15 protein-coding genes and 2 pseudogenes are annotated in these 21397 nt (G+C 70.9%); 14 read left to right on the top strand and 3 right to left on the bottom strand.

From position 1 onward, the window contains the following. The first annotated feature begins 108 nt into the window (after positions 1-108). The 13 genes and pseudogenes from ACWDR4_RS40945 (at position 109) to moeZ (ending at position 14504) form a co-directional block, all read left to right on the top strand. On the top strand, positions 109-1137 hold the full coding sequence (locus ACWDR4_RS40945) for an alpha/beta fold hydrolase (RefSeq protein ID WP_450416108.1): 1029 nt from the start codon (positions 109-111) through the stop codon (positions 1135-1137). A 200-nt stretch (positions 1138-1337) separates the two neighbouring features. After that, entirely contained in the window at positions 1338-2582 is a 1245-nt protein-coding gene (locus ACWDR4_RS40940; RefSeq protein ID WP_450416120.1) for a DUF3152 domain-containing protein, read from the top strand. Between the two features lie 56 nt (positions 2583-2638). Continuing rightward, the gene (locus tag ACWDR4_RS40935; protein WP_327700321.1) at positions 2639-2731 is read left to right on the top strand and encodes an Ms4533A family Cys-rich leader peptide; all 93 of its coding nucleotides are present in this window, start codon (positions 2639-2641) and stop codon (positions 2729-2731) included. A gap of 172 nt (positions 2732-2903) precedes the next feature. After that, positions 2904-3197 (top strand): annotated as a pseudogene (locus tag ACWDR4_RS40930) (ABC transporter substrate-binding protein); the annotation flags it as partial. 308 nt (positions 3198-3505) lie between these two features. Further along, positions 3506-4594, top strand: a pseudogene (locus tag ACWDR4_RS40925) (ABC transporter substrate-binding protein); the annotation flags it as partial. A 7-nt stretch (positions 4595-4601) separates the two neighbouring features. After that, positions 4602-5663: an ABC transporter permease gene (locus tag ACWDR4_RS40920; protein WP_450416107.1), complete on the top strand. Its 1062-nt coding sequence runs from the start codon at positions 4602-4604 to the stop codon at positions 5661-5663. A gap of 2 nt (positions 5664-5665) precedes the next feature. After that, positions 5666-6664, top strand: coding sequence for an ABC transporter permease (locus ACWDR4_RS40915; RefSeq protein WP_450416118.1), 999 nt, complete (start codon positions 5666-5668; stop codon positions 6662-6664). Beyond that, positions 6661-8214: a dipeptide ABC transporter ATP-binding protein gene (locus tag ACWDR4_RS40910; RefSeq protein WP_450416106.1), complete on the top strand. Its 1554-nt coding sequence runs from the start codon at positions 6661-6663 to the stop codon at positions 8212-8214. The genes ACWDR4_RS40915 and ACWDR4_RS40910 overlap by 4 nt, the downstream gene beginning before the upstream one ends. A gap of 208 nt (positions 8215-8422) precedes the next feature. Next, positions 8423-10147 (top strand): DUF3492 domain-containing protein, encoded by a 1725-nt coding sequence (locus ACWDR4_RS40905; RefSeq protein WP_450416105.1) that lies wholly within the window; start codon positions 8423-8425, stop codon positions 10145-10147. Continuing rightward, positions 10144-11424: a hypothetical protein gene (locus ACWDR4_RS40900; RefSeq protein ID WP_450416103.1), complete on the top strand. Its 1281-nt coding sequence runs from the start codon at positions 10144-10146 to the stop codon at positions 11422-11424. Before ACWDR4_RS40905 ends, ACWDR4_RS40900 begins: the two co-directional genes overlap by 4 nt. 141 nt (positions 11425-11565) lie before the next feature. Further along, positions 11566-12525, top strand: coding sequence for an NAD-dependent epimerase/dehydratase family protein (locus tag ACWDR4_RS40895; RefSeq protein WP_235474996.1), 960 nt, complete (start codon positions 11566-11568; stop codon positions 12523-12525). After that, the gene (locus tag ACWDR4_RS40890) at positions 12513-13262 is read left to right on the top strand and encodes a spherulation-specific family 4 protein (RefSeq protein ID WP_450416101.1); all 750 of its coding nucleotides are present in this window, start codon (positions 12513-12515) and stop codon (positions 13260-13262) included. Before ACWDR4_RS40895 ends, ACWDR4_RS40890 begins: the two co-directional genes overlap by 13 nt. Before the next feature lie 63 nt (positions 13263-13325). Then, entirely contained in the window at positions 13326-14504 is a 1179-nt protein-coding gene (gene moeZ, locus ACWDR4_RS40885) for an adenylyltransferase/sulfurtransferase MoeZ (protein ID WP_389348627.1), read from the top strand. Between the two features lie 80 nt (positions 14505-14584). On the opposite strand, the gene ACWDR4_RS40880 is transcribed toward moeZ, so the two are convergent. The 3 genes from ACWDR4_RS40880 to ACWDR4_RS40870 form a co-directional block, all read right to left on the bottom strand. Next, positions 14585-16141 (bottom strand): alpha/beta hydrolase, encoded by a 1557-nt coding sequence (locus tag ACWDR4_RS40880; protein ID WP_450416099.1) that lies wholly within the window; start codon positions 16139-16141, stop codon positions 14585-14587. Between the two features lie 115 nt (positions 16142-16256). Further along, complete coding sequence (locus ACWDR4_RS40875; protein ID WP_450416097.1) at positions 16257-17807, bottom strand: alpha/beta hydrolase; 1551 nt, start codon at positions 17805-17807, stop codon at positions 16257-16259. 99 nt (positions 17808-17906) lie between these two features. Continuing rightward, the gene (locus tag ACWDR4_RS40870; protein WP_450416095.1) at positions 17907-20645 is read right to left on the bottom strand and encodes a lysylphosphatidylglycerol synthase transmembrane domain-containing protein; all 2739 of its coding nucleotides are present in this window, start codon (positions 20643-20645) and stop codon (positions 17907-17909) included. A 188-nt stretch (positions 20646-20833) separates the two neighbouring features. On the opposite strand from ACWDR4_RS40870, the gene ACWDR4_RS40865 reads away from it, so the two are divergent. Then, entirely contained in the window at positions 20834-21199 is a 366-nt protein-coding gene (locus ACWDR4_RS40865; RefSeq protein WP_450416093.1) for an MGMT family protein, read from the top strand. The last annotated feature ends 198 nt before the right edge of the window (positions 21200-21397 follow it).

Here is a 21397-nt window from a genome sequence, read left to right as displayed (position 1 = left end):
GAGACGCGGGGGCGGGACGCCAGGTGGCCGAGGTGCCGCACGGCCGGGCGGCCCGCCTGTGACGCCGAACACACGAACCACTGCGTGATCGTCTCGTAACATTGCCGTATGTCTTCGACCGAGCGGCCGTACGTGCCGGCCACCAATGTGCTGCCGAAGGTGGCGCCCGTCAGGGTCGCCGAGGGTGAGCGACTGCGCTCGGTGGGTCTGCCGGGGATCACTCTGACCGTGCGGTCGCGGCCACCCGCGCGCGTGGGACTGCCTCCCGCGCTGTACGTCCATGGCCTGGGCGGTTCCTCGCAGAACTGGTCGGCGCTCATGCAGCTGCACGAGGAGATCGTCGACAGCGAGGCGATCGACCTGCCGGGCTTCGGCGACTCCCCGCCACCGGACGACGGCGACTACTCGATCACCGGGCACGCGCGTGCCGTCATCCGCTACCTCGACGCCTCCGGGCGTGGGCCCGTGCACCTCTTCGGGAACTCGATGGGCGGCGCCGTGTCGACGCGCGTCGCGGCGGTGCGGCCCGACCTCGTCCGGACGCTCACGCTCGTCTCGCCCGCGCTGCCGGAGGTCCGTGTGCAGCGCACCGCGGTGCCGACCGCGCTGCTCGCCCTGCCCGGCGTGGCCCGCCTGTTCACCCGGATGACCGCACAGTGGAGCGCCGAGCAGCGCGTCCGCGGCGTCACGGCGCTCTGTTACGGGGATCCTGAGCAGGTGACACCTGAGGGATTCCGCCACGCGGTCGAAGAGATGGAACGACGGCTGCAACTGCCGTACTTCTGGGACGCGATGACGCGTTCCTCGCGAGGCATCGTGAACGCCTACACGCTCGGCGGCCAGCACAGCCTGTGGCGCCAGGCCGAGCGCGTGCTCGCGCCGACGCTCCTCGTCTACGGCGGCCGGGACCAGCTCGTTTCCTACCGCATGGCCCAGCGCGCGGCACGCGCCTTCCGTGACTCCCGGCTGCTCTCGCTGCCCGACGCCGGACATGTGGCGATGATGGAGTATCCGGACACGGTGGCATCGGCGTTCCGTGAACTGCTCGGGGGCACAGGTGAGTTGACAGCGGATACCGGTACTGTGGCAGCGAGGACCGTCGGCAGCCGGGCCGGCGCCGCGAACGCGGGGAGCTGAGACGCGAGGTGGGACGTCACAGCCGCCGCGGCCGAACCGGCGGCAGCGCCAGTAAGGGCGACACCGCGAACATCCCTGTGGTTCAACAGGGGCAGCAGCCTCGACAAGGGCAGCGACCTCAGCAGGGCCCGCAATCTCAGCAGGGCCCGCAGTCTCAGCAGAACCCGCAATCCCAGCAGCGGCAACAGCCTCAACAGGGCCTGCCTCAGAGGTTTCCTGACGGTACGCCCGCTCATGGCTTCCCGCGCCTGCCCGACGGCACCCCCGCGCGCGGGACACCGCGTTTCCCGGACGGAACCCCTGCTCACGGCTTTCCCCGCATCCGGGGAGGCGGCCACCCCGAGCAGCGGGAAACCGGCGGCGGCTGGGGCGAGTTGGGCGCGCGGAACGGCACAGGGCCGGCCATACCGGGTCAGCGTTCCGCGCCCCCGAACGCGCGGGGACCCCGGCAGGCGTACGTCGATGCCTTCGACGGAGCCAGTACGTCCGGCGCCGAGGACGTCGACCTCTTCGCGCCGCGCGCCCGGACCCGGCACCCCGGCGATCCCTACGCGGACGTCACCACCTGGGAGTCCGAGGCCGACAATGGGTACGTCCCGCCCGCCGAGCCGGTCAAGGGCAAGGGCGGCGGCAAGGGGCGGGCGTTCGCCGGGATCGCGGCTGCTGCCGTCACCACCGTGCTGGCGGTCGTCGTGGCCGGTCAGGTCACCAACGGTCAGGACGACGGCGGCGTGCGCACCCAGACCGCGAACGGCTCGGGCCAGGACGTACGGGGCTCCGAGGACTCCGCGGCGGGCGGCGACAATCTCCCCTCCGCGTCCGACGCGCCGGCCGCGGTGACGACACTGACGTACGACCAGAAGATGGCCAAGACGTACGCGCTCGGGGCGAAGCTCAAGGGCTCGGGGAAGTTCGACGCGATCCGCGGGTTCGCCAAGGCGCCCGGGGCCGGGCGGAAGTACACCTACCGCGTGGACGTCGAGCAGGGGCTGGGCCTCGACGGCACACTGTTCGCGCAGGCCGTGCAGAAGACGCTCAACGACAACCGCAGCTGGGCCCACAGCGGCGGCCGTACGTTCGAGCGGATCTCCTCCGGCAAGCCCGACTTCGTGATCACGCTGGCGAGCCCCGGCACTACCGCCTTCTGGTGCGCCAAGTCCGGGCTCGACACCACCGAGGACAACGTGTCGTGCGACTCGGCCGCCACCGACCGCGTGATGATCAACGCCTACAGGTGGGCGCAGGGGTCCGAGACCTACGGCGACAAGATCTACCCGTACCGGCAGATGTTGATCAACCACGAGGTCGGCCACCGGCTGGGCTACGGGCATGTGACCTGCGACAAGGACGGCGAGCTGGCGCCGGTCATGCAGCAGCAGACCAAGTTCCTCGACCACGACGGGATCCACTGCCGGGCCAATCCCTGGCCGTATCCCGGGAGTTGACCCCTGTCTCAGGGGTCACGTTGACATGGGTGGAAAGTTCGTTCATATTTTTGCGCATGTGGTCTAGTCATGTTGTCGAACGCGCAGCCATCGAGCTGGCGCTGATCGGCGTGACCCCCCTCTGCGTGGCAGACATTCTCTGTCGCTGACACCCGCCCCCGGCGTGTGTGTCGCGACGTTCACCCTTGCTGTCCCCGACTGACCTCCGTCATCGGTGGCGGTTCTCGACGACCTGATGCGACCCGACGCCCGGGCAGACGTGTGTTCACTCCCGTCTCATTGCTCGTCATTCCGTCTCATCATTCGAGAGGTCGTCTTCCGATGCGCCAACCGTCCGTCAGAAAGCGCCGCGTGGCAGCGGTGTCCGTCAGCCTGGTCCTGGCCGCCGGCGCCGCCGCGTGCGGGCCGAAAGACAACGATGCCAAGGGCGCGAGTGGCGACTCCAAGCCGTAGAAGGGCGGCACGCTCACCGTCCTCAACTCCAACCCGCAGGACGACTTCGACCCCGCCCGGCTGTACACCTCCGGCGGCGGCAACGTCCCCTCGCTCGTCTTCCGTACGCTCACCACGCGCGACCTGAAGAATGTGGCTCGTACGGCGCCCGGCCTCGCTCTTTGACGGAGCGGGCCGGGCAGAGACGCCACCGTGTGGACGTACACCGTCAACTGCCTGCCGCCGCTGGCGGCGAGCTTGCGCTACGGGCATCACTGGCTGTGATGCGGCGTACGCGTCCAGCTGTCCCATCGGAACAGCAGAGGTGGCTGACTGCACCCCGCGCCGAGTGCGATCGCTGCCCGTGGTGAAACCGGGTCCACCGGCGGGTGCCGGGCTTGTGCCTTCGCGGGCTCATGCACTGGGACCCGCACCGTAGCACTCACCGGATTCCTCAAGCCCCCAGTCCGCAGCGGAAGTTCACCCGTTCTGGGGACACCGGTACGAAGTACGAGGAGCACCCGATCTCGTCGGGGCCGTACAAGGTCGTCAGCAACGAGGGCGACGGCGAGCGGCTGATCCTGGAGCGCAACGCCTACTGGTCGGCCGCCACGGACGCGGGGCGCAAGGCGTACCCGGACAAGATCGACGTACGGTCCGGGCTCGACTCGTCGGTGATCAACCAGCGGCTGTCGGCGTCCCAAGGGGCGGACGCCGCGTCCGTCACCACGGACACCAACCTCGGCCCGGCCGAACTCGCCAAGGTCACCGGCGACAAGGAACTGGCCGCGCGCGTCGGCACCGGGCACTTCGGCTACACCAACTACATAGCGTTCAACCCGAAGATCAAGCCGTTCGACAACATCAAGGTGCGCCAGGCGATCTCGTACGCCATCGACCCTACGAGCGTCATCAACGCGGCCGGTGGATCGTCGCTCGCCGAGGCCGCCACCACCTATCTGCCGAACCAGAAGTCCTTCGGGTACACGCCGTACGACCACTTCCCGGCGGGTGCCTCCGGGAACGCGGCGAAGGCCAAGGAACTGCTGAAGGAGGCCGGTTACCCGAACGGGCTGACCGTCACCCTCACCCATTCCAACGCCAAGGACTTCGAGACCAGCCCGGAGATCGCGACCGCCGTCCAGGACGCGCTCAAGAAGGCCGGCATCACGGTCAAGTTGCAGGGGCTGGAGGAGAACGACTACTCCGACACGATCCACGACGCGAACAAGGAGCCCGGGTTCTTCCTCGCCCACTGGGGTGCCGACTGGCCCTCCGGCGGTCCCTTCCTGGCCCCGATCTTCGACGGTCGGCAGATCGTCAAGGACGGTGCGAACTTCAACACCGGCTTCCTCAATGACAAGACAGTCAATGCCGAGATTGACGCGATCAACAAGTTGACCGATCTTGACGCTGCCGCCAAGAGATGGGGTGCACTGGACAGCAAGATCGGTGAGCAGGCGCTGACCGTGCCGCTGTTCCACCCCGTCTACAAGCGGCTGTACGGCAAGGACGTCAAGAACATCGTGATCAGCGACTGGACGGGTGTCCTGGACATCTCCCAGGTCGCGGTGAAGTAGCAACGTCGTGAGCGAGGTTCTTCTCGCCTCCCAGGGTGCCGGGACGGGTGTCGCACCCGTCCCGGCGGCCTCGGGGGCCCATCAGTTCTGGCGGCGGCTGCGTGCGCAGCGCGCCGCCCTCGTCGCGGCGGCCGTCGTCGCGCTGCTCGTCCTGGTCGCGCTCGCCGCGCCGCTGTTCACCGCCATCGAGGGCCAGGACCCCACCACCTACCACCCCGACCTCATCGACTCCGCGCGCGGGGGCGTCCCGATCGGCTCCTTCGGGGGCATCAGCGGCGACCACTGGCTCGGCGTCGAACCGCAGACGGGGCGTGATCTGTTCGCCCGGCTCGTCTACGGGGCCCGGGTCTCGCTGGGCGTCGCGCTCGCGGCGACCCTCGTCCAGGTGTTGATCGGGGTCGTGGTCGGCATTGCTTCCGCCCTGGGCGGTCAATGGGTTGATCAACTGTTGAGCCGTCTCACCGATGTCATCATCGCCCTGCCGCTCATGATCATGTCGCTGGCCCTGCTGGCGATCGTGCCCAGCAGCTTCCCGCGGCCCGTTCTCGTCGCCCTGGTCATCGGGCTGATCGCCTGGGGCGGCATCGCGAAGATCGTGCGCGCCCAGACGCTCACCCTCAAGCAGCTGGACTATGTGGCCGCCGCCCGGCTCAGTGGCTGGGGTTCCTGGCGGATCGCCCGCCGCGAACTGCTGCCCGGCCTCGCCGCGCCCGTCATCACGTACGCGGCGCTGCTCGTCCCGTCGAACATCACGGTCGAGGCCGCGCTGTCCTTCCTCGGGGTCGGTGTGAAGCCGCCGACGCCCTCCTGGGGGCAGATGATCACAGCCGCCGACGTCTGGTACCAGGCGGCCCCGCAGTACCTGCTGCTGCCTGCGAGCGCCCTCTTCGTGACCGTCCTCGCCCTCACCGTCCTCGGCGACGGCGTACGCATGGCCCTCGACCCGCGCGCGGCCTCGCGGTTGCGTATCGGGACGGGGCGCAGGCGCGAGGCCAAGGTCGCGACGGAGAAGGCCGGGGCCGCGACGGAGAAGGTCACGGGCACGTCAGAGAAGGGGGCCGGCGCGTGAACATCTCCGGTTTCGGCGGCTTCGTCGCACGCCGTGTCGTCGGCGCGATCGTCACCCCCTTCGCCATCTCGGTGATCATCTACGTCGTCTTCTACGTCGCCCCCGGCAACGTCGCCCAGATCACCTGCGGCCCGCGCTGTTCCCCCGCCCAGGTGCACCAGGTCGCCGAGCAACTGCGCCTCGACGACCCGCTGTACCTGCGCTACTGGCACTTCCTGGAGGGCATCTTCGCCGGCCAGGACTACTCGACCGGTACGTCCGTCCAGCACTGCTCGGCGCCCTGCCTCGGCCTGTCGTACCAGACCGACCAGCAGGTCACCGAGCTGATCCTGGCGAAGCTGCCGGTCACCGGCTCGCTCGCGCTCGGCGCGATGGTGCTGTGGCTGCTCATAGGCGTCGGCACCGGCGTGCTCTCGGCGTGGCGGCGCGGCCGGCCCACCGAGCGCATCCTGACCGGCCTCACGCTGGCCGGCACGGCCACGCCCGTCTTCGTGATCGGCCTGATCCTGATGATCGTCGTCTGCGGCCAGCTGGAGCTGCTGCCCTTCCCGCAGTACGTGCCCTTCGCCGACGACCCCGAGCAGTGGGCCTGGAACCTGCTGCTGCCCTGGCTGTCGCTCGCGCTCATCGAATCCGCCAAGTACGCCCGTCTGACCAGGGCGTCGATGCTGGAGACGCTCGCCGAGGACCACGTACGCACCTTCCGCGCATACGGCGTCGGAGAGCGGTCCATCATCGGGCGGCACGCGCTGCGCGGTGCGGTGGCCCCGCTGATCGCCCTGAACGCCACCGACTTCGGGTCGATGTTCGGCGGCGCGGTGCTGACCGAGACGCTCTTCGGACTGCCCGGACTCGGACACGAACTCGTCGAGGCGGTCAAGGTCGTCGACCTGCCGGTGGTCGTCGGGGTGGTCCTGGTCACCGGATTCTTCGTGGTCATCGCCAATGCCGTCGCGGATGTGCTGTACGCGGTGGCCGATCGACGGGTGGTGCTCGTATGAGCCTGGACAAGGCCTCAATTGAGGCTCAGGCGGAAAACCCGCAGGACGCGGCTGAAGCGGCTCTCGTGGAGGTCGACGACCTGACGGTCGCCTTCGGCTCCCTGAGGGCCGTGGACGGGCTGTCGTTCCGGCTCGCGAAGGGCGCCGCCCTGGGCCTGGTCGGCGAGTCCGGCTCGGGCAAGTCCACGGTCGCGTCCGCCCTGCTGGGGCTGCACCGCGGTACGGGAGCGGAGGTCGGCGGCACGATCCGGGTCGCCGGAACCGACGTACAGCGGGCCTCCGAGGCCGAACTGCGGGGGCTGCGCGGGGCGAAGGCGGCGATGGTCTTCCAGGACCCGCTGTCGTCCCTGGACCCGTACTACGCGGTGGGCGACCAGATCGCCGAGGTGTACCGGGTGCACACGAAGGCGTCCCGGCGGGCCGCACGCGCGCGTGCCGTCGACGTACTGGACCGGGTCGGGATTCCGGACGCCGTACGGCGGTCCCGGTCCCGGCCGCACGAGTTCAGCGGTGGGATGCGTCAGCGCGCGCTGATCGCCATGGCGCTCGCCTGCGAGCCCGACCTGCTGATCGCCGACGAGCCGACGACCGCGCTGGACGTCACCGTCCAGGCCCAGATCCTCGACCTGCTGCACGCGTTGCGCGAGGAGACCGGCATGGGGCTGCTGCTCGTCACGCACGACGTGGGCGTGGCGGCGGAGAGCGTCGACGACGTGCTGGTGATGCGGCCCGGGCGCGCCGTCGAGCACGGCCCGGTCGCCGCCGTACTGGAGGCCACGGGCCTGCGGCGCGAGTTCGGGCGTGGGAAGCGGGCGTTCACGGCCGTGGACGACGTGTCGCTGGCCGTGCGCCGGGGCGAGACCCTCGGGATCGTCGGCGAGAGCGGCAGCGGCAAGACGACGCTCGGGCGGATGCTGGTCGGGCTGCTGGAGCCGACGGCCGGCGAGGTGCGCTACGAGGGGCGCGTGCGGTCCGGGCCCGGCCCGGCCGTGCAGATGGTCTTCCAGGACCCGGTCTCCTCCCTCAACCCCCGCCGCAGCGTGGGCGAGTCGATAGCCGACCCGTGGCGAGCGCGCGGTGAGCGGGACGAGGGGCGTGTCCGGGGGCGCGTGGGGGAGCTGCTGGAGCGTGTCGGGCTCGACCCGGCGCACTTCGACCGCTATCCGCACGAGTTCAGCGGCGGCCAGCGCCAACGTGTGGGCATCGCGCGGGCGCTGGCCGCCGAGCCGCGCGTCATCGTCTGCGACGAGCCGGTCTCGGCGCTCGACGTCACGACGCAGGCCCAGGTGGTCGCCCTGCTCGGCGAGTTGCAGCGCGAACTCGGCCTCGCGCTGGTGTTCGTCGCCCATGACCTCGCCGTCGTACGCCAGGTCAGCGATCGCGTCGCGGTGATGCGCCGGGGACGGATCGTCGAGTCGGGCCCCGCCGACGAGGTGTACGACAGTCCGCGGGACCCGTACACCCGGCAGCTGCTGGCCGCCGTACCCGCTCTGGACCCGGAGGTCGCGGCCCGGCGCCGCACCGCCCGACGGGAGTTGACCCCGGCCTGACCGTACATCTGTTCGTGACCATGTGTGCCGGAGTGATCTCTTAGCGCGACCGAACGCGAACCGTACGGGAAAGTTACGACCGTTCACCCCTTTTGGTGGTGCGACGGACAACCGTCCGTCGCACCACCGCCATGTCCGCATACGTTCGTCCCGCTGCGAGCCGCCGGGTCAACGGCGGCTCCCCATACGGGAGATCGGGGGTGTGCTCGTGCGCATCGGACTGCTGACGGAGGGTGGCTATCCGTATGTGAGCGGTGACGCCAGACTCTGGTGCGACCGGCTCGTGCGCGGGCTCGGAGGGCACGAGTTCGACATATACGCGCTCAGCCGCAGTGAGCGGCAGGAGGACGAGGGCTGGATCGAGCTGCCGCCGCAGGTCGGCCGGGTCCGGACCGCTCCGCTCTGGACGGCCGAGGACGACGGGGTGGGATACGGCCGCCGCACGCGCCGCCGGTTCGCCGAGTGCTACGGCGAGTTGGCGGCAGCGCTGTGTGCCGGGCCCGACGCGGGAAACGCGCCGGACGGACCGGACGCGTCCACCACTGAGGCGGACCGTTTCGGCAACGCGCTGTACGGGCTCGCCGAACTCGCCCGCGACGAGGGCGGGCTGGTGGGAGCGCTCCGCTCCGAAGTCGCCGTACGCGCCCTGGAGCGCGCCTGTCGTGCGCCCGGCGCCCTGGGAGCGGCGCGCGAGGCGCGCGTCCCGGATCTGCTCACCGTCGCCGCGCACCTGGAACGCGCCCTGCGCCCCCTCTCGCTCGACTGGTACGAGGACGACGGCCTCGGCTCGGTCGACCTGTGCCATGCCGCGGCCGGCGGCCCGGCGGCGCTCCCCGGACTGCTCGCCCACCACTTCTCCGACGTACCCCTGCTGGTCACCGAGTACGGGGTCCCGCTGCGGGCGCACTATCTGGCCTCGGGCGCCGACGACAGCGCCCCTGCCGTACGGTCCCTGCTCGCGGCCTTCCACGGCAGGCTGGCCTCGGAGATCTACCGGAAGGCCGCGCTCGTCACCCCCGGCAACACGCACACCCGCCGCTGGCAGGAGAGATGCGGGGCCGACCGGGAGAAGCTGCGCACCGTGTACCCCGGCATGGACGCGTCCCACTTCGCGGAGGTGGGCGAGTCGCCGGAGACCGCGGACCCCGACACGCTGATCTGGGTCGGCCGTATCGAGCCCGCCAAGGACCTGATCTCCCTCCTGCACGCCTTCGCGGAGGTCCGCAAGGAGGAACCGAAGACCCGCCTGCGCATCATCGGCGCGGCCACGGGAGCCGAGAGCGAGGCGTATCTCGGCCACTGCCGGGCGCTGGCAGCGCAGCTCTTCCCCGACGAGGCCGAGGGCATGCACGCCGTCGGCGACAACCCGGTGTCCTTCGAGGAGATCGGCGGCCCGGAGGCACTGACGCTCGCGGAGGCGTACGCGTCCGGCGCGGTCGTTGTCCTGTCCAGCGTGGTCGAGGGCTTCCCGATCAGCCTCGTCGAGGCCATGTTCTGCGCCCGGGCGACCGTGTCGACGGACGTGGGCGCGGTGGTCGAGATCATCGGCGGTACGGGGCTCGTGGTGCCGCCGCGCAATCCGCGGGCGCTCGCCGAGGCGTGCGTGGCGCTGCTGCAGGACCCGGCGCGACGGGAGCGGCTGGGCGCCGCCGCCCGCGCCCGTGCCCTCGAACTGTTCACCGTCGAGCAGAACATCGCGGCATTTCACGGCATTTACCTGGAGGTCGTCTCGCGCAGTCCCGTCAACAGGGTGGTCCTCGACGGCACCGGAGAACCGCTCCCGTTCGCCGTCCCCGCGGAGGCCCACGTCCCCGGCCGCTGGACGCAGGGCGGCATAGGCGTGGTGGCCCGGGGCGGGCCCAGCTGGGCGACAGGACGCGCTTCCGCACCGGTACAGGCGACCCCCGTACCGGCCGGGGAGGGCGCGCGATGAGCGAGCTGGGAGAACTGGACCGCCCTGGGACACCGAACAGCCCCGGAGCCTGGGACGAGAGCTCGGAGGAATGGCTCATGAGCACCGCGGAGACCAACGCCCCGGACACGCAGGCGAACGCGCAGGACACACGGACGCAGGCCCGGACGACCACACCCGCCACCCGTACCGCGCGCCGAGGCACCGCTGACCCCGTGAAGGCGCTCATGCACCGACACCGTGAGCTGTGTGAGCGCGCGGTGGACCCCCTGGAGATCGCCGCCGGCCTGGAGGCCCACGGCGTCACGGACCGCACGGCCGCCCGCTTCCGCCACCGGGACGTGTTCTCCCTGGCCGAGGAGATGTACGCCAGGGTCTCCCGGGACGCAGAAACGGCACCGCAGCCCACCCCGCCGAACGCACCCGGCGTACGGGCCGACTGGGTCCTGCTCTCGCTGCTGCCGGGCGCCCTGTGCGCGGCGACGGTGACGGGCCTGCACCTCACCGAGGGGCGCGTCCGGCTGGCCGTGGCGACACTGGGCGCCCTGGCCGTGGCGCTGGCCGTACGCGCGGCACTCGGCCGGGGGCCACTGAGCCCCAGGTCCCATCCGGCGCCCCCCGGCACCTACGCGAGCCACACCCCGGCCTCCACGCGCGCGTGGACCTACTGGCTCCTCGCGTACGCCCTCCTGGGCGACGACCTGCTCACCGCGGCGCTCACGGGCGGCCTCGACGGAATCCCGGCCGCCGCCGGTGACCTGGCCACTGCCCCTGTGCTGGCCCTCACCGCGGCCTGCGCGCCGGCGGCCTGGTGCGCCCATCTCTTCGCGGGCGGAGCCCGTCGCAAACTGGCCGCCAGCCGCGGCCTGGCGGACTTCACGGCAGCCGTGAAACCCCTCCTCCTGGGCGTGTTCGCCCTGTTCCTCTGCACGTTGGCGGCGCTCGTGGCCGTCTCCGGAACGGTCCTGCACGAACCGGCGGCCTACACCACGACCGTCACCCTGGGCGCCCTGCTTCTCCTGGCCCGCCTCCTCACGGCCCACGGCTTCACCCACGCCCCCGCGGTACTCCTCGGCGCGGCAGCCGCGACGGAGGCAGCGGCCCTGGCCACCGCCTTCGCGTCCCACCTCCCCGGCTGCGCCTTCCTGGCCGTCCCGGTGGACGTGGTCGTGGCCGCCTGGGGTGCGGCAGGCATCCCGGCGGCGACCTGCGCAGGGGCCGCCCTGGTCCTCCTGCTCCACGCGACCCGCACGCTGACCAGGGCGTCGGCGCACGCGATCCCGGGAGAGCCCGGATGACGCCCGGACCACGACCACGGCAGGCGACCGATTCCGCATCGCCCGGCACCCCCATCACGAACGCACTCGCAACCCCCGAAGGAGCAAACCGATGATCACCTCCCGACCCGGAGCCGGAGATTCCGCCGAGGGAGCCGTCCGATGAGGGTTCTGCTGATCGGAGCCAACGGCTATCTCGGCCGCTTCGTCGCCGACCGACTGCTCGCCGACCCGGCCGTGCAGCTCACCGCCCTCGGCCGCGGCGACGACGCCGACGTCCGTTTCGACCTCGCGTCCGGCAGCCCCGGCGCACTCACCCGCTTCCTCGACGCCGTCCACCCCGGAGTCGTCGTCAACTGCGCGGGCGCCACCCGCGGCGGTGCCCGCGAACTCACCCGCCACAACACCGTCGCCGTCGCCACCGTCTGCGAGGCCCTGCGGCGCAGCGGCTGCGGCGCCCGTCTGGTCCAGCTCGGCTGCGGCGCCGAGTACGGTCCCAGCCAGCCCGGTTCCTCCACGGCGGAGGACGCGGTGCCCCGCCCCGGCGGCCCGTACGGCGTCAGCAAGCTCGCCGCGACCGAACTGGTCCTCGGCTCCGGCCTCGACGCCGTCGTCCTGCGCGTCTTCTCACCGGCCGGCCCCGGCACGCCCGCCGGCTCCCCGCTCGGCCGCCTCGCTGAGGCGATGCGGCGCGCGATGCAGTCCGGCGACGGCGAGCTGAAGCTCGGCGGCCTGGGCGCGCAGCGCGACTTCATCGACGTACGGGACGTGGCGCGGGCCGTCCACGCCGCCTCGCTCTCGGCCGCGCAGGGCGTCATCAACATCGGCTCCGGCCGCGCCGTGCGTCTGCGCGACGCCGCCTCCGTCCTCGCCCGCGTGGCCGGATACGGCGGCGCGCTGCACGAACTCGACGGCCCGCCCGGCCCCTTGAGGGCGTCCATCGGCCACCCCCGCCCCGACCCGGACCACGCGCCCCCGGCCGCGTACCCGTATCCGGACGGCTGCGGCAGCTGGCAGCAGGCCGACGTACGCACCGCCCGCGACCGGCTCGGCTGGCGGCCCCGGATCAACCTGGAGGAGTCGCTCGCCGACATCTGGATGGAGGCGGCATGCCGCATCTGACCAGCGCCAGGGCGGGCACCGCGAGCACCGGTGTCCGCACCGGCTTCGGCATCCCGGGCTTCGCGCACCCCCTCCTCGCCCCGGCCGAGTGGGGCGAACTCACCCGCCCGGGCACGCCCTTGCACTGGGTCGTCCTCAATGTCGCCGACGGCCCGGGCAGCCGCCCCGACCCGCACTGTCTGGAGGCCGTCGGCCGGCTGCGCAACGCGGGCGTCCGTGTCCTCGGCCACCTCGACACGGCCCACGGGGCCCGTACGCACGGTGAACTGGCCGCCGAGGCGCAGCGATACCGCGACTGGTACAAGGCCGACGGCTTCCTCCTGGACCGCTGCCCGACCGACCGCACCACGCTCCCGGAGATCCGCCGCACGATCGACACGCTCCGCGCGGCGGACGACGACACGCACATCGTCCTGGGCCACGGCACCCACCCGCACCCGGACTACGTGGAGCACGCCGACCAGCTCGTCACGTTCTCCGGCCACTGGAGCGACTACCGCTGGTCGCAGGTGGCCGAGTGGACCGCCGAGCATCCGCCCGAGCGCTTCTGCCACTTCGTGCACGGACTGCCGCACGGTCATCTCGACGAGGCGCTGCGCGTCGCCCGCTGGCAGGGCGCCGCCACGATCTACTTCACCGACCGTACGGACCGCGGTGGCCGCACCGATCCCTGGGAGACGATGCCCGGCTACTGGGACGACATCGTCTCGCGCCTCGGAACGGGTGTCTCGGAATGAAGAAGGGCGTGGCAGTGTTACGGGGAGAACAACTGTAGTGATTGACCGACCAACGGAGTCCCCGTGTCGCTGCCACCCCTGGTCGAGCCCGCTGGCGAGCTCACCGTAGACGAGGTCCGCAGGTACTCCCGCCACCTGATCATCCCCGATGTGGGGATGGACGGGCAGAAGCGGCTGAAGAACGCCAAGGTGCTCTGTGTGGGCGCCGGCGGCCTGGGCTCGCCGGCGCTGATGTACCTGGCCGCGGCGGGCGTGGGCACGCTCGGCATCGTGGAGTTCGACGAGGTCGACGAGTCGAACCTGCAGCGCCAGATCATCCACAGCCAGGCGGACATCGGCCGCTCCAAGGCCCAGTCCGCCCGCGACTCGGTGCTGGGCATCAACCCGTACGTCAACGTGGTCCTTCACGAAGAGCGGCTCGAAGCCGAGAACGTGATGGAGATCTTCGGTCAGTACGACCTGATCGTCGACGGCACGGACAACTTCGCGACCCGCTACCTGGTCAACGACGCGTGCGTGCTGCTGAACAAGCCGTACGTGTGGGGTTCGATCTACCGCTTCGACGGCCAGGCCTCCGTCTTCTGGTCCGAGCACGGCCCGTGCTACCGCTGCCTCTACCCGGAGCCCCCGCCGCCGGGCATGGTTCCCTCCTGCGCCGAGGGCGGCGTCCTGGGCGTGCTGTGCGCGTCCATCGGCTCCATCCAGGTCAACGAGGCCATCAAGCTCCTCGCGGGCATCGGCGAGCCGCTCGTCGGCCGTCTGATGATCTACGACGCCCTGGAGATGCAGTACCGCCAGGTCAAGGTCCGCAAGGACCCCGACTGCGCGGTCTGCGGCGAGAACCCGACCGTCACCGAACTCATCGACTACGAGGCCTTCTGCGGTGTCGTGTCCGAGGAGGCCCAGGAGGCGGCGGCCGGCTCGACGATCACTCCCAAGCAGCTCAAGGAGTGGATCGACGACGGCGAGAACATCGAGATCATCGACGTCCGCGAGATCAACGAGTACGAGATCGTCTCGATCCCCGGCGCCAAGCTGATCCCGAAGAACGAGTTCCTCATGGGCACCGCCCTGGCGACCCTCCCGCAGGACAAGAAGATCGTCCTGCACTGCAAGACGGGTGTCCGCAGTGCGGAGGTCCTCGCGGTCCTGAAGTCCGCCGGCTTCGCGGACGCGGTCCACGTCGGCGGCGGTGTGATCGGCTGGGTCAACCAGATCGAGCCGCACAAGCCGGTCTACTGACCCGCGGTTCACCACTCCGTTCGTTGTGTCCGGCCGGCGGGGGTCTCGCGCACCACAGGTGCCCGGGGCCCCCGCCGCCGTCATGAACAGACCTTGCCGTCCCGTGGCACAGTCCCGTCCAGCAGATACGCGTTCACTGTGGAGTCGACACAGTCGCTCCCACTGCCGTACGCACCATGCCCCTCGCCCTTCCAGGTCAGCATGACGCCGACGCCCTTGCCCAACTCGTCCGCCATCTTGCGCGTGCCCTCGTACGGCGTCGCCGGGTCCCCGGTGTTGCCGACCACCAGGACGGGTGCCGCGCCGGGCGCGCTGACCTCCGGTGTGTCGTACTGACCGGCCACCGGCCAGTCGTGGCACCAGCCGGCCGTGTCCCAGCCCATGAACTCCCCGAACACGGGCGAGATCTTCCGGAATTCGGGCAGCTGCTTCCTGGTCTGCGCAGCGGTCGGCCGCTGCTTGTCGTCCAAGCACGATATGACCCGTTGCGCATGTGTCGTCGTGCCGTAGTGGCCCGACGCGTCGCGGTCGTTGTAGCTGTCGGAGAGCGCCAGCAGGTCCGTGCCGTCGCCCTGTTCGGCCGCGTCCAGGGCGCCGGTCAGGGCCGGCCAGCTCTGCGCGCTGTACAGCGGGACGACGATGCCGGTGAGCGCCAGCCCCTGTGTCAGCTTCCGCCCGGAGGAGGTGGGCAGCGGCTCGGCGTCGATCCGCTTCAGCAGGGCCGCGATCTTCCGCGATCCCTCGTCCGGGTCCTGGCCGGTCGACTCCAGATAGTCGTCGAGGGCGCGCTGGAAGCCTCTGGCCTGGTTCTTCGCGTGTCCCACCATGTCGGCGCTCGGGTCCACGACGGCGTCGAGGATCAGACGCCCCACGTTCTTCGGGAACAAGTGGGCGTACACACCGCCGAGTTCGGTGCCGTACGAGATGCCGAAGTAGTGCGTCTTCGTGTCGCCGAGGACCTGGCGCATCAGGTCCATGTCGCGGGCGGAGTCGGTCGTCGAGACATGCGCGATGAGGCTTCCGGCGGCCTTCTCGCAGCCCTTGCCGAAGTCGGCGGCGTCCTGGAGGTACGCCCTCTCCTCGGCCGCGTCGTCCGGCGACGGGTCCACCGACTCGGCGGCCTGGATCTCCTTGTCGCTGCGGCAGCGCACACCCTCGCTGGCCCCGACCCCGCGCGGGTCCCAGCTCACCAGGTCGTACCGCTCGCGGAGTGCGGAGACCGTGCCGGCGTACGAGGGCATCACGGAGATGCCCGACTGGCCCGGTCCGCCGAAGTTGAACAGGAGGGACCCGATGCGGTTGCCCCCGGTGGACTTGGCGCGGATGAGGGCCAGGCCGATGGTCTCGCCGTCCGGCTTCGCGTAGTCCAACGGCACCTTGAGCGTCGCGCACTGCCAGTCGCTGCCCGGCGTCGGGGAGTCCGACGTACCCTCGCAGCGGCCCCAGTCGAGCTTCTGCGAGGTCAGCGAGGTGGGCAGCCCGGGCGAGGCCCGGGACGAGGACGCGGATGCGGACGACGAGGACGTGGCGCCGCTGCCGGCCCCCTCGTCGTCACCGCTGTCGGTCGAGCCGCCGCTACAGCCGGCCACCAGCAACGCGGCGGCGGTCGCGGCCGTCCACCGTACGAAACGAGACATGCGCACTTCCCCCCTACGAGCCCTCCGCTCGGTCAGCGGATGGCGGTCCGGCCATAGTAGGCGGATCACGCCGAGGCCGTTTCAGCCTGTGGATAACCTTCTGACCTGCGGCTTTCTAGGAGCAGACGGTCCCGGCCGCCGGTACTTTCCCGTTCAGCAGATAGCCGTTCACCGCCGTGAGCACGCAACGGTTCCCGCTGTCGTACGCGCCGTGCCCCTGCCCCTTGTACGTCAGCTCGACCCCCACGCCCTCACCCAGCGCTCCCACCATTTTCCGCGCGCCCTCGTACGGCGTGGCCGGGTCGCCCGTGTTGCCGACGACGAGGATCGGCGCCGATCCGGTCGCGCCGACGTCGGGGTGGTCGGCGGCGCCCGGCACGGCCCAGTCGGTGCAGCTGAGCATGGACCAGGTCATGAAGTCGCCGAACAGGGGCGAGGCGGCGCGGAACTCGGGCAGCCTCGCCTCGACGTCCGCGACGGTGTAGCGCGGCTTCTCGTCGGAGCAGTTGATGGAGATGTTCGCCGCGGTGATGTTGCTGTACTCGCCGTTCCGGTTGCGCCCGTTCATCGAGTCGGACAGCAGCATCAGGACCGTGCCGTCACCGTCGTACGCCTGTTCAAGACCTTCGGTGAGGTAGGGCCAGAACTCCTGGGAGTAGAGGGCTTGCGCGATGCCGTTCGCCGCCGCGCTCTGGGTCAGTTCGCGGGGGAAGATGCCCGGGATCGGCTTGGCGTCGAGGTCCTTGAGGAGCTTGGCGATCCGGTCCTCGACGTCCTGTGCGGTGTCGCCGACCGGGCAGTCCTCGGTCTTCGACGTGCAGTCCGCGGCGAAGTTGTCGAGCGCGAGCTGGAAGCCCTTGGCCTGCCCGAGCGAGCCCTGTTCGGGGGTCTGGGTCGGGTCGACGACCGCGTCGAAGACGGCCCGGCCCACCTTCTTGGGGAACAGGTGTGCGTAGACACCGCCGAGTTCGGTGCCGTACGAGATACCGAAGTAGTACAGCCTGTCGTCGCCTAGGACCTGGCGCATCAGGTCCATGTCGCGGGCCGCGTCGGTGGTGCGCACATGCGGGAGCACCTTCTTGGAGTGCTTCTCGCAGGCCGCGTTGAACTTCCGGGTGTTGTCCAGCAGTTCGGAGCGCTCGGTGGCGTTGTCGGGGGTCGCGTCCTGCTGGAAGTAGACGTCGAGCTGTTCGTTGTCCTCGCAGCGCACACCGGCGCTGCGGCCGACCCCGCGCGGGTCGAAGCTCACCAGGTCGTAGCGCGTGCGCAGGGTCGCGTAGTCCTTGCCGAACGCGGGGAGCGTGGTGACTCCCGAGCCGCCCGGACCGCCGAAGTTGAAGATCAGGGACCCGATGCGCCTGCTCGCGGCGCCGCTCGCCTCCGCCCGGATCAGCGCGAGCCCGATCGTGTCGCCCTCTGGCTCGGCCCAGTCCAGCGGTGCCTTCATGGTGGCGCACTGCCAGTCGTCGCCGCCCGGCAGCGGGGACGGTGCCTCGCCGCCGCCCTCCGACTCGGACGGCGCGGGACAGTCCTTCCAACTCAGCTTCTGGGCCGACAGATCCTCGTCCGTGGAGCCGGAGTCGTCGCTGCACCCCGCCACCAGGGACGACAGCAGCAGGGCGGTGACCGTCAGGGCAGCGGCACGCGGCCGGAAGGGGTTGGGCATGCCCCCATCCTGCGGTCGTACCCGGCGGGGCGCTCGGGGCGCGAGCCGTACGAGGTACCGCGCACGCCTCTGAGCGGACCCCGCCCGAGACCGCACTCCCTAGAGGGAGCCCTTCCGCGTCAGATGGTTGAAGAACAGCCAGCCCGGCAGCACCGGAATCCACAGGGTCAGCAGCCGGTAGAGCAGTACGGCCGGGGCGGCGACCTCCTTGGGGAGGCCGACGGCGATCAGGCCGACCGTCAGGGTCGCCTCGACCGCGCCCACACCGCCGGGGGTCGGCGCAGCGGACCCCAGCGCGTTGCCGGCGAGGAAGACGACGGCGACGCTGGCGAGGCTGAGCGAGGTCGTCTCGTCGCCGAACGCGCGGATCGACGCGTCCAGGCACATCACGAAGCACGCGGTCAGCAGCAGCATGCCGCCGATGCCCGTGACCAGCTTCTGGGGCCGCTGGAGGACGTCGAGCATGCGCGGTACGACACCGGCGAACAGCGACCGCACGCGCGTGACGACGAATTTCCGCAGGAACGGCACCGAGGTCACCACGAGGACGAGCACCGCGACGGTCAGCAGGCCCGCGATGACCGTCCGGGACGGCGACAGCGACGGCGTCTTCTCGGTACCGGTCAGATAGCCGAACGACAGCAGCATCAGGATGTGGCAGCCGAGCCCGAACAGCTGTGACGCGCCGACACTGGCCACCGCGAGCCCCGGCCGCACCCCCGCGCGTTGCAGGAAACGCGTGTTCAGGGCCACGCCGCCCACCGCCGCGGGCGCCACGATCTTCACGAAGGACCCGGCGACCTGCGCGGCCACGGTCCGCATGAACGGCACCCGCTCCGGCACGAAGCCGAGCAGACTCATCGCCGCGGCGAAGTAACTCAGCGCCGAGAACAGCACGGCCGCGATGACCCAGCCCCACTCGGCTTCGTCGAACAGGGTGCCGAACTCGATATGGGTGAGCTGGGACAACAGGAAGTACGCGCCGAACGCGCCGGCGATGAAACTGATCAGCGTGCGCGGTCTCACCCGCTCCAGGCGGGCCGGTTCGACCGGTGCCTGCGGTCTGATCAGCAGCACCTGGTGGCGGATCTGGGTGAGCAGATCCTCCTCGCGGGCCCCGTCCAGGGCCTCGTCGAGGGCCCGCTTCTCAGCCCGCTGCTCGGCCCGAACGGCCTTCTTGCCGGGCTTCTCCAGTACGACGACGGGCCCGGTGTCGGCGTGGGCCGCCTCCAGGCGGGCCTGCTTGGCCTGCTGGGACGCCTCCAGGACCGCCTCGCGCTGACGCTGGGCACGCTCGCGGGCGAGTTTGCGCAGCGTCGCGCGCGTGGAGCGGGACAGCGCGATGGGCTGGAGCATCGGGAGGCAGTCCGCCACCGCGTCCGGGCCGAGTACCCCGACCGCCGACGCCACCGCGCGTTCGGCGCCCACGCGCAGGCCCAGGGTCGACACCAACTGGGCGATGTCCATGCGCAGCAGCAGGTCGCCGGCCGCGATCTCGCCCACCCGGAGGTCCGTGAGGATCACCTTGCCGGAACGATCCACCAGGATCGCGTCGGCGACGAGTCTGCGATGCGCGATGCGCCGCGACTGCAGCGCCTTGACCTGATGCCAGGTGTTGCGCAGCAGCTCGTCGGTGATGTCCTCGTCGTCGAGCGAGTCGAGCGTGCGGCCTCCGGTGTGCTCGTAGACGAGCATCACGGCGTCGGGGCCGAGTTCCGAGGTCGCGATCAGCTTGGGCGCGTTGGCCCCGGCGGCGATCGCCGCGTACGCGAGGAGAGCCTCCTGCTCCAGGGCCTGGCGCAGCGACTGGAGGCTGCTGCGGGTGGCCAGGCCGCGCAGCGTGATGTTGCGCCACATGCGGTAGAAGAAGCCCTGCGCCTGCTGTTCTCGGTCGACCACGGTGACGTCCAGCGGGGGGCCGTCCTCCAGGGTGACGAAGTAGCGCCGGCCCCGGTCGCCGCTGTCCGTGGCCTCCGGCACCTCCTCGCGGGCCGCGCTCACGGGGTGGAAACCGACGTGCCGCAGGCCCGCCATCAGGTTGCGCCCGGTGGGACGCACGTTCGGCGAGCCGACCGCGTACAGCGTCCCGTACGCCACCGACCAGCCGATCAGCACCGTCAGGATGATCGAGAACGGTGTCGTGTAGCCGGTGACCAGCATCGAGAAGGCGTCGAGCAGCAGCACCACCCACAGGACGGCACGCCAGCGCGGCCGGCGGGACATGCCGACGGCCGTCATGTACGCGATGACCGGCGCGAGATAGCCGTGCACCGGGTCGGTGAGGGCGTGGATGTCGCCGGGGGAGGGCTGGGTCAGCGCCTCCTGGATCGAGTCCGGGGCGGCCTTGGCGACCCACAGGTCGGTGGCGAGGGTCACCCCGTGCGCGAGGACGGCGGCGAGGACACCGTCGGCGATCCGCAGCCCGTCCCGCTTGATCAGCCGCTCGATCGCGAAGGCGACCGGCACCAGGAGGATCGCGATGCTCGACGCCAGACCCGCGATCTTGATCAGCAGGTCGGGTGCCTGGCCGGTGCCCTTGTTGATGTCCTGTTCGAGCCCCGAGGTCGTGCCGTGCGCGAACGCGGCGATCGCGAGCAGCACGACGACCGCGAAGACGCCCGCCAGGAGCCGCATGAGGTCGGAGGGGCGGTGCACGCGCGCGGGGAGCAGCGGTTCGTCGCCCTCGACCTCTTCGGCGTGGGGGTCGTCGTCGGCGCAGTCGGCGGCGGGGTCGGCCGGTGTTTGCGCGGGTTCGTGACCGGTGCCGTCGGCACCGGGGCGCGACGAGACCTCAGAGGTGCCCTCCGCGTCTTCGGGGTGCACGCCCTGCTGCTTCATGGTCTCTTCTTGGTCTCGTATCACCGGTCACCGCCCGCACGATGGTGGCATGCCCCACTGACACACAGGGGCATCAGGGTGCTGCAATGCGGGGGCGCACAGTCTGCCGCAAGCGCCGCTCCGGGGCGAGGAATACCCACGGTCGCCGCCTCGTCACATTGTCGGTGGGGTGGGGCAGGATGGGCCGGATGAGCAACGAGAGCCTTCCGGCGGACGCCCTGCCGGAGTACGCCGAGCGGGTCCTGGAGGCCACGGAACAGATCCCGCCCGGGCGTGTCATGACGTACGGCGATGTGGCCGAGTGGCTGGAGGAGGGCGGACCGCGCCAGGTCGGGCGAGTGATGGCCCTCTACGGAGGAGCCGTTCCGTGGTGGCGGGTCGTCCGCGCGGACGGCGTCCTGCTCCCGGGCCACGAACTGGAGGCCCTCGATCACTACCGCGCGGAGGGCACGCCCCTGAAGGAGGCGAGCAGGGCCACCGAGGGGCATCTGCCACGCCTCGACATGAGACGCGCGCGGTGGGACGGCGGCGAGCGGGCGGAGGGTCACACCTGACAGCTTCCGCCATCCGGCGGGCGTCAGGGGAACCTGTGGCCCGTACGGGGTAAACCGGGCACGTCCGTGCCATGGCGTACGTTCGTGGGGCGAGGGGCCGGGGTGGCGCTCGGGGCGGGAGGGAACAAGCGGAAGTCCTGCTTCCGAACCGCCCGTCGGCGTAGCGTCGGCTGCACCTGTCCCCCTCACCTCCCGGCC

The sequence above is a fragment of the Streptomyces sp. NPDC000878 genome, assembly GCF_053599695.1.
The sequence above is the reverse complement of the archived record's forward strand: the minus strand, read 5'-3'. Positions and strand labels throughout refer to the sequence as shown.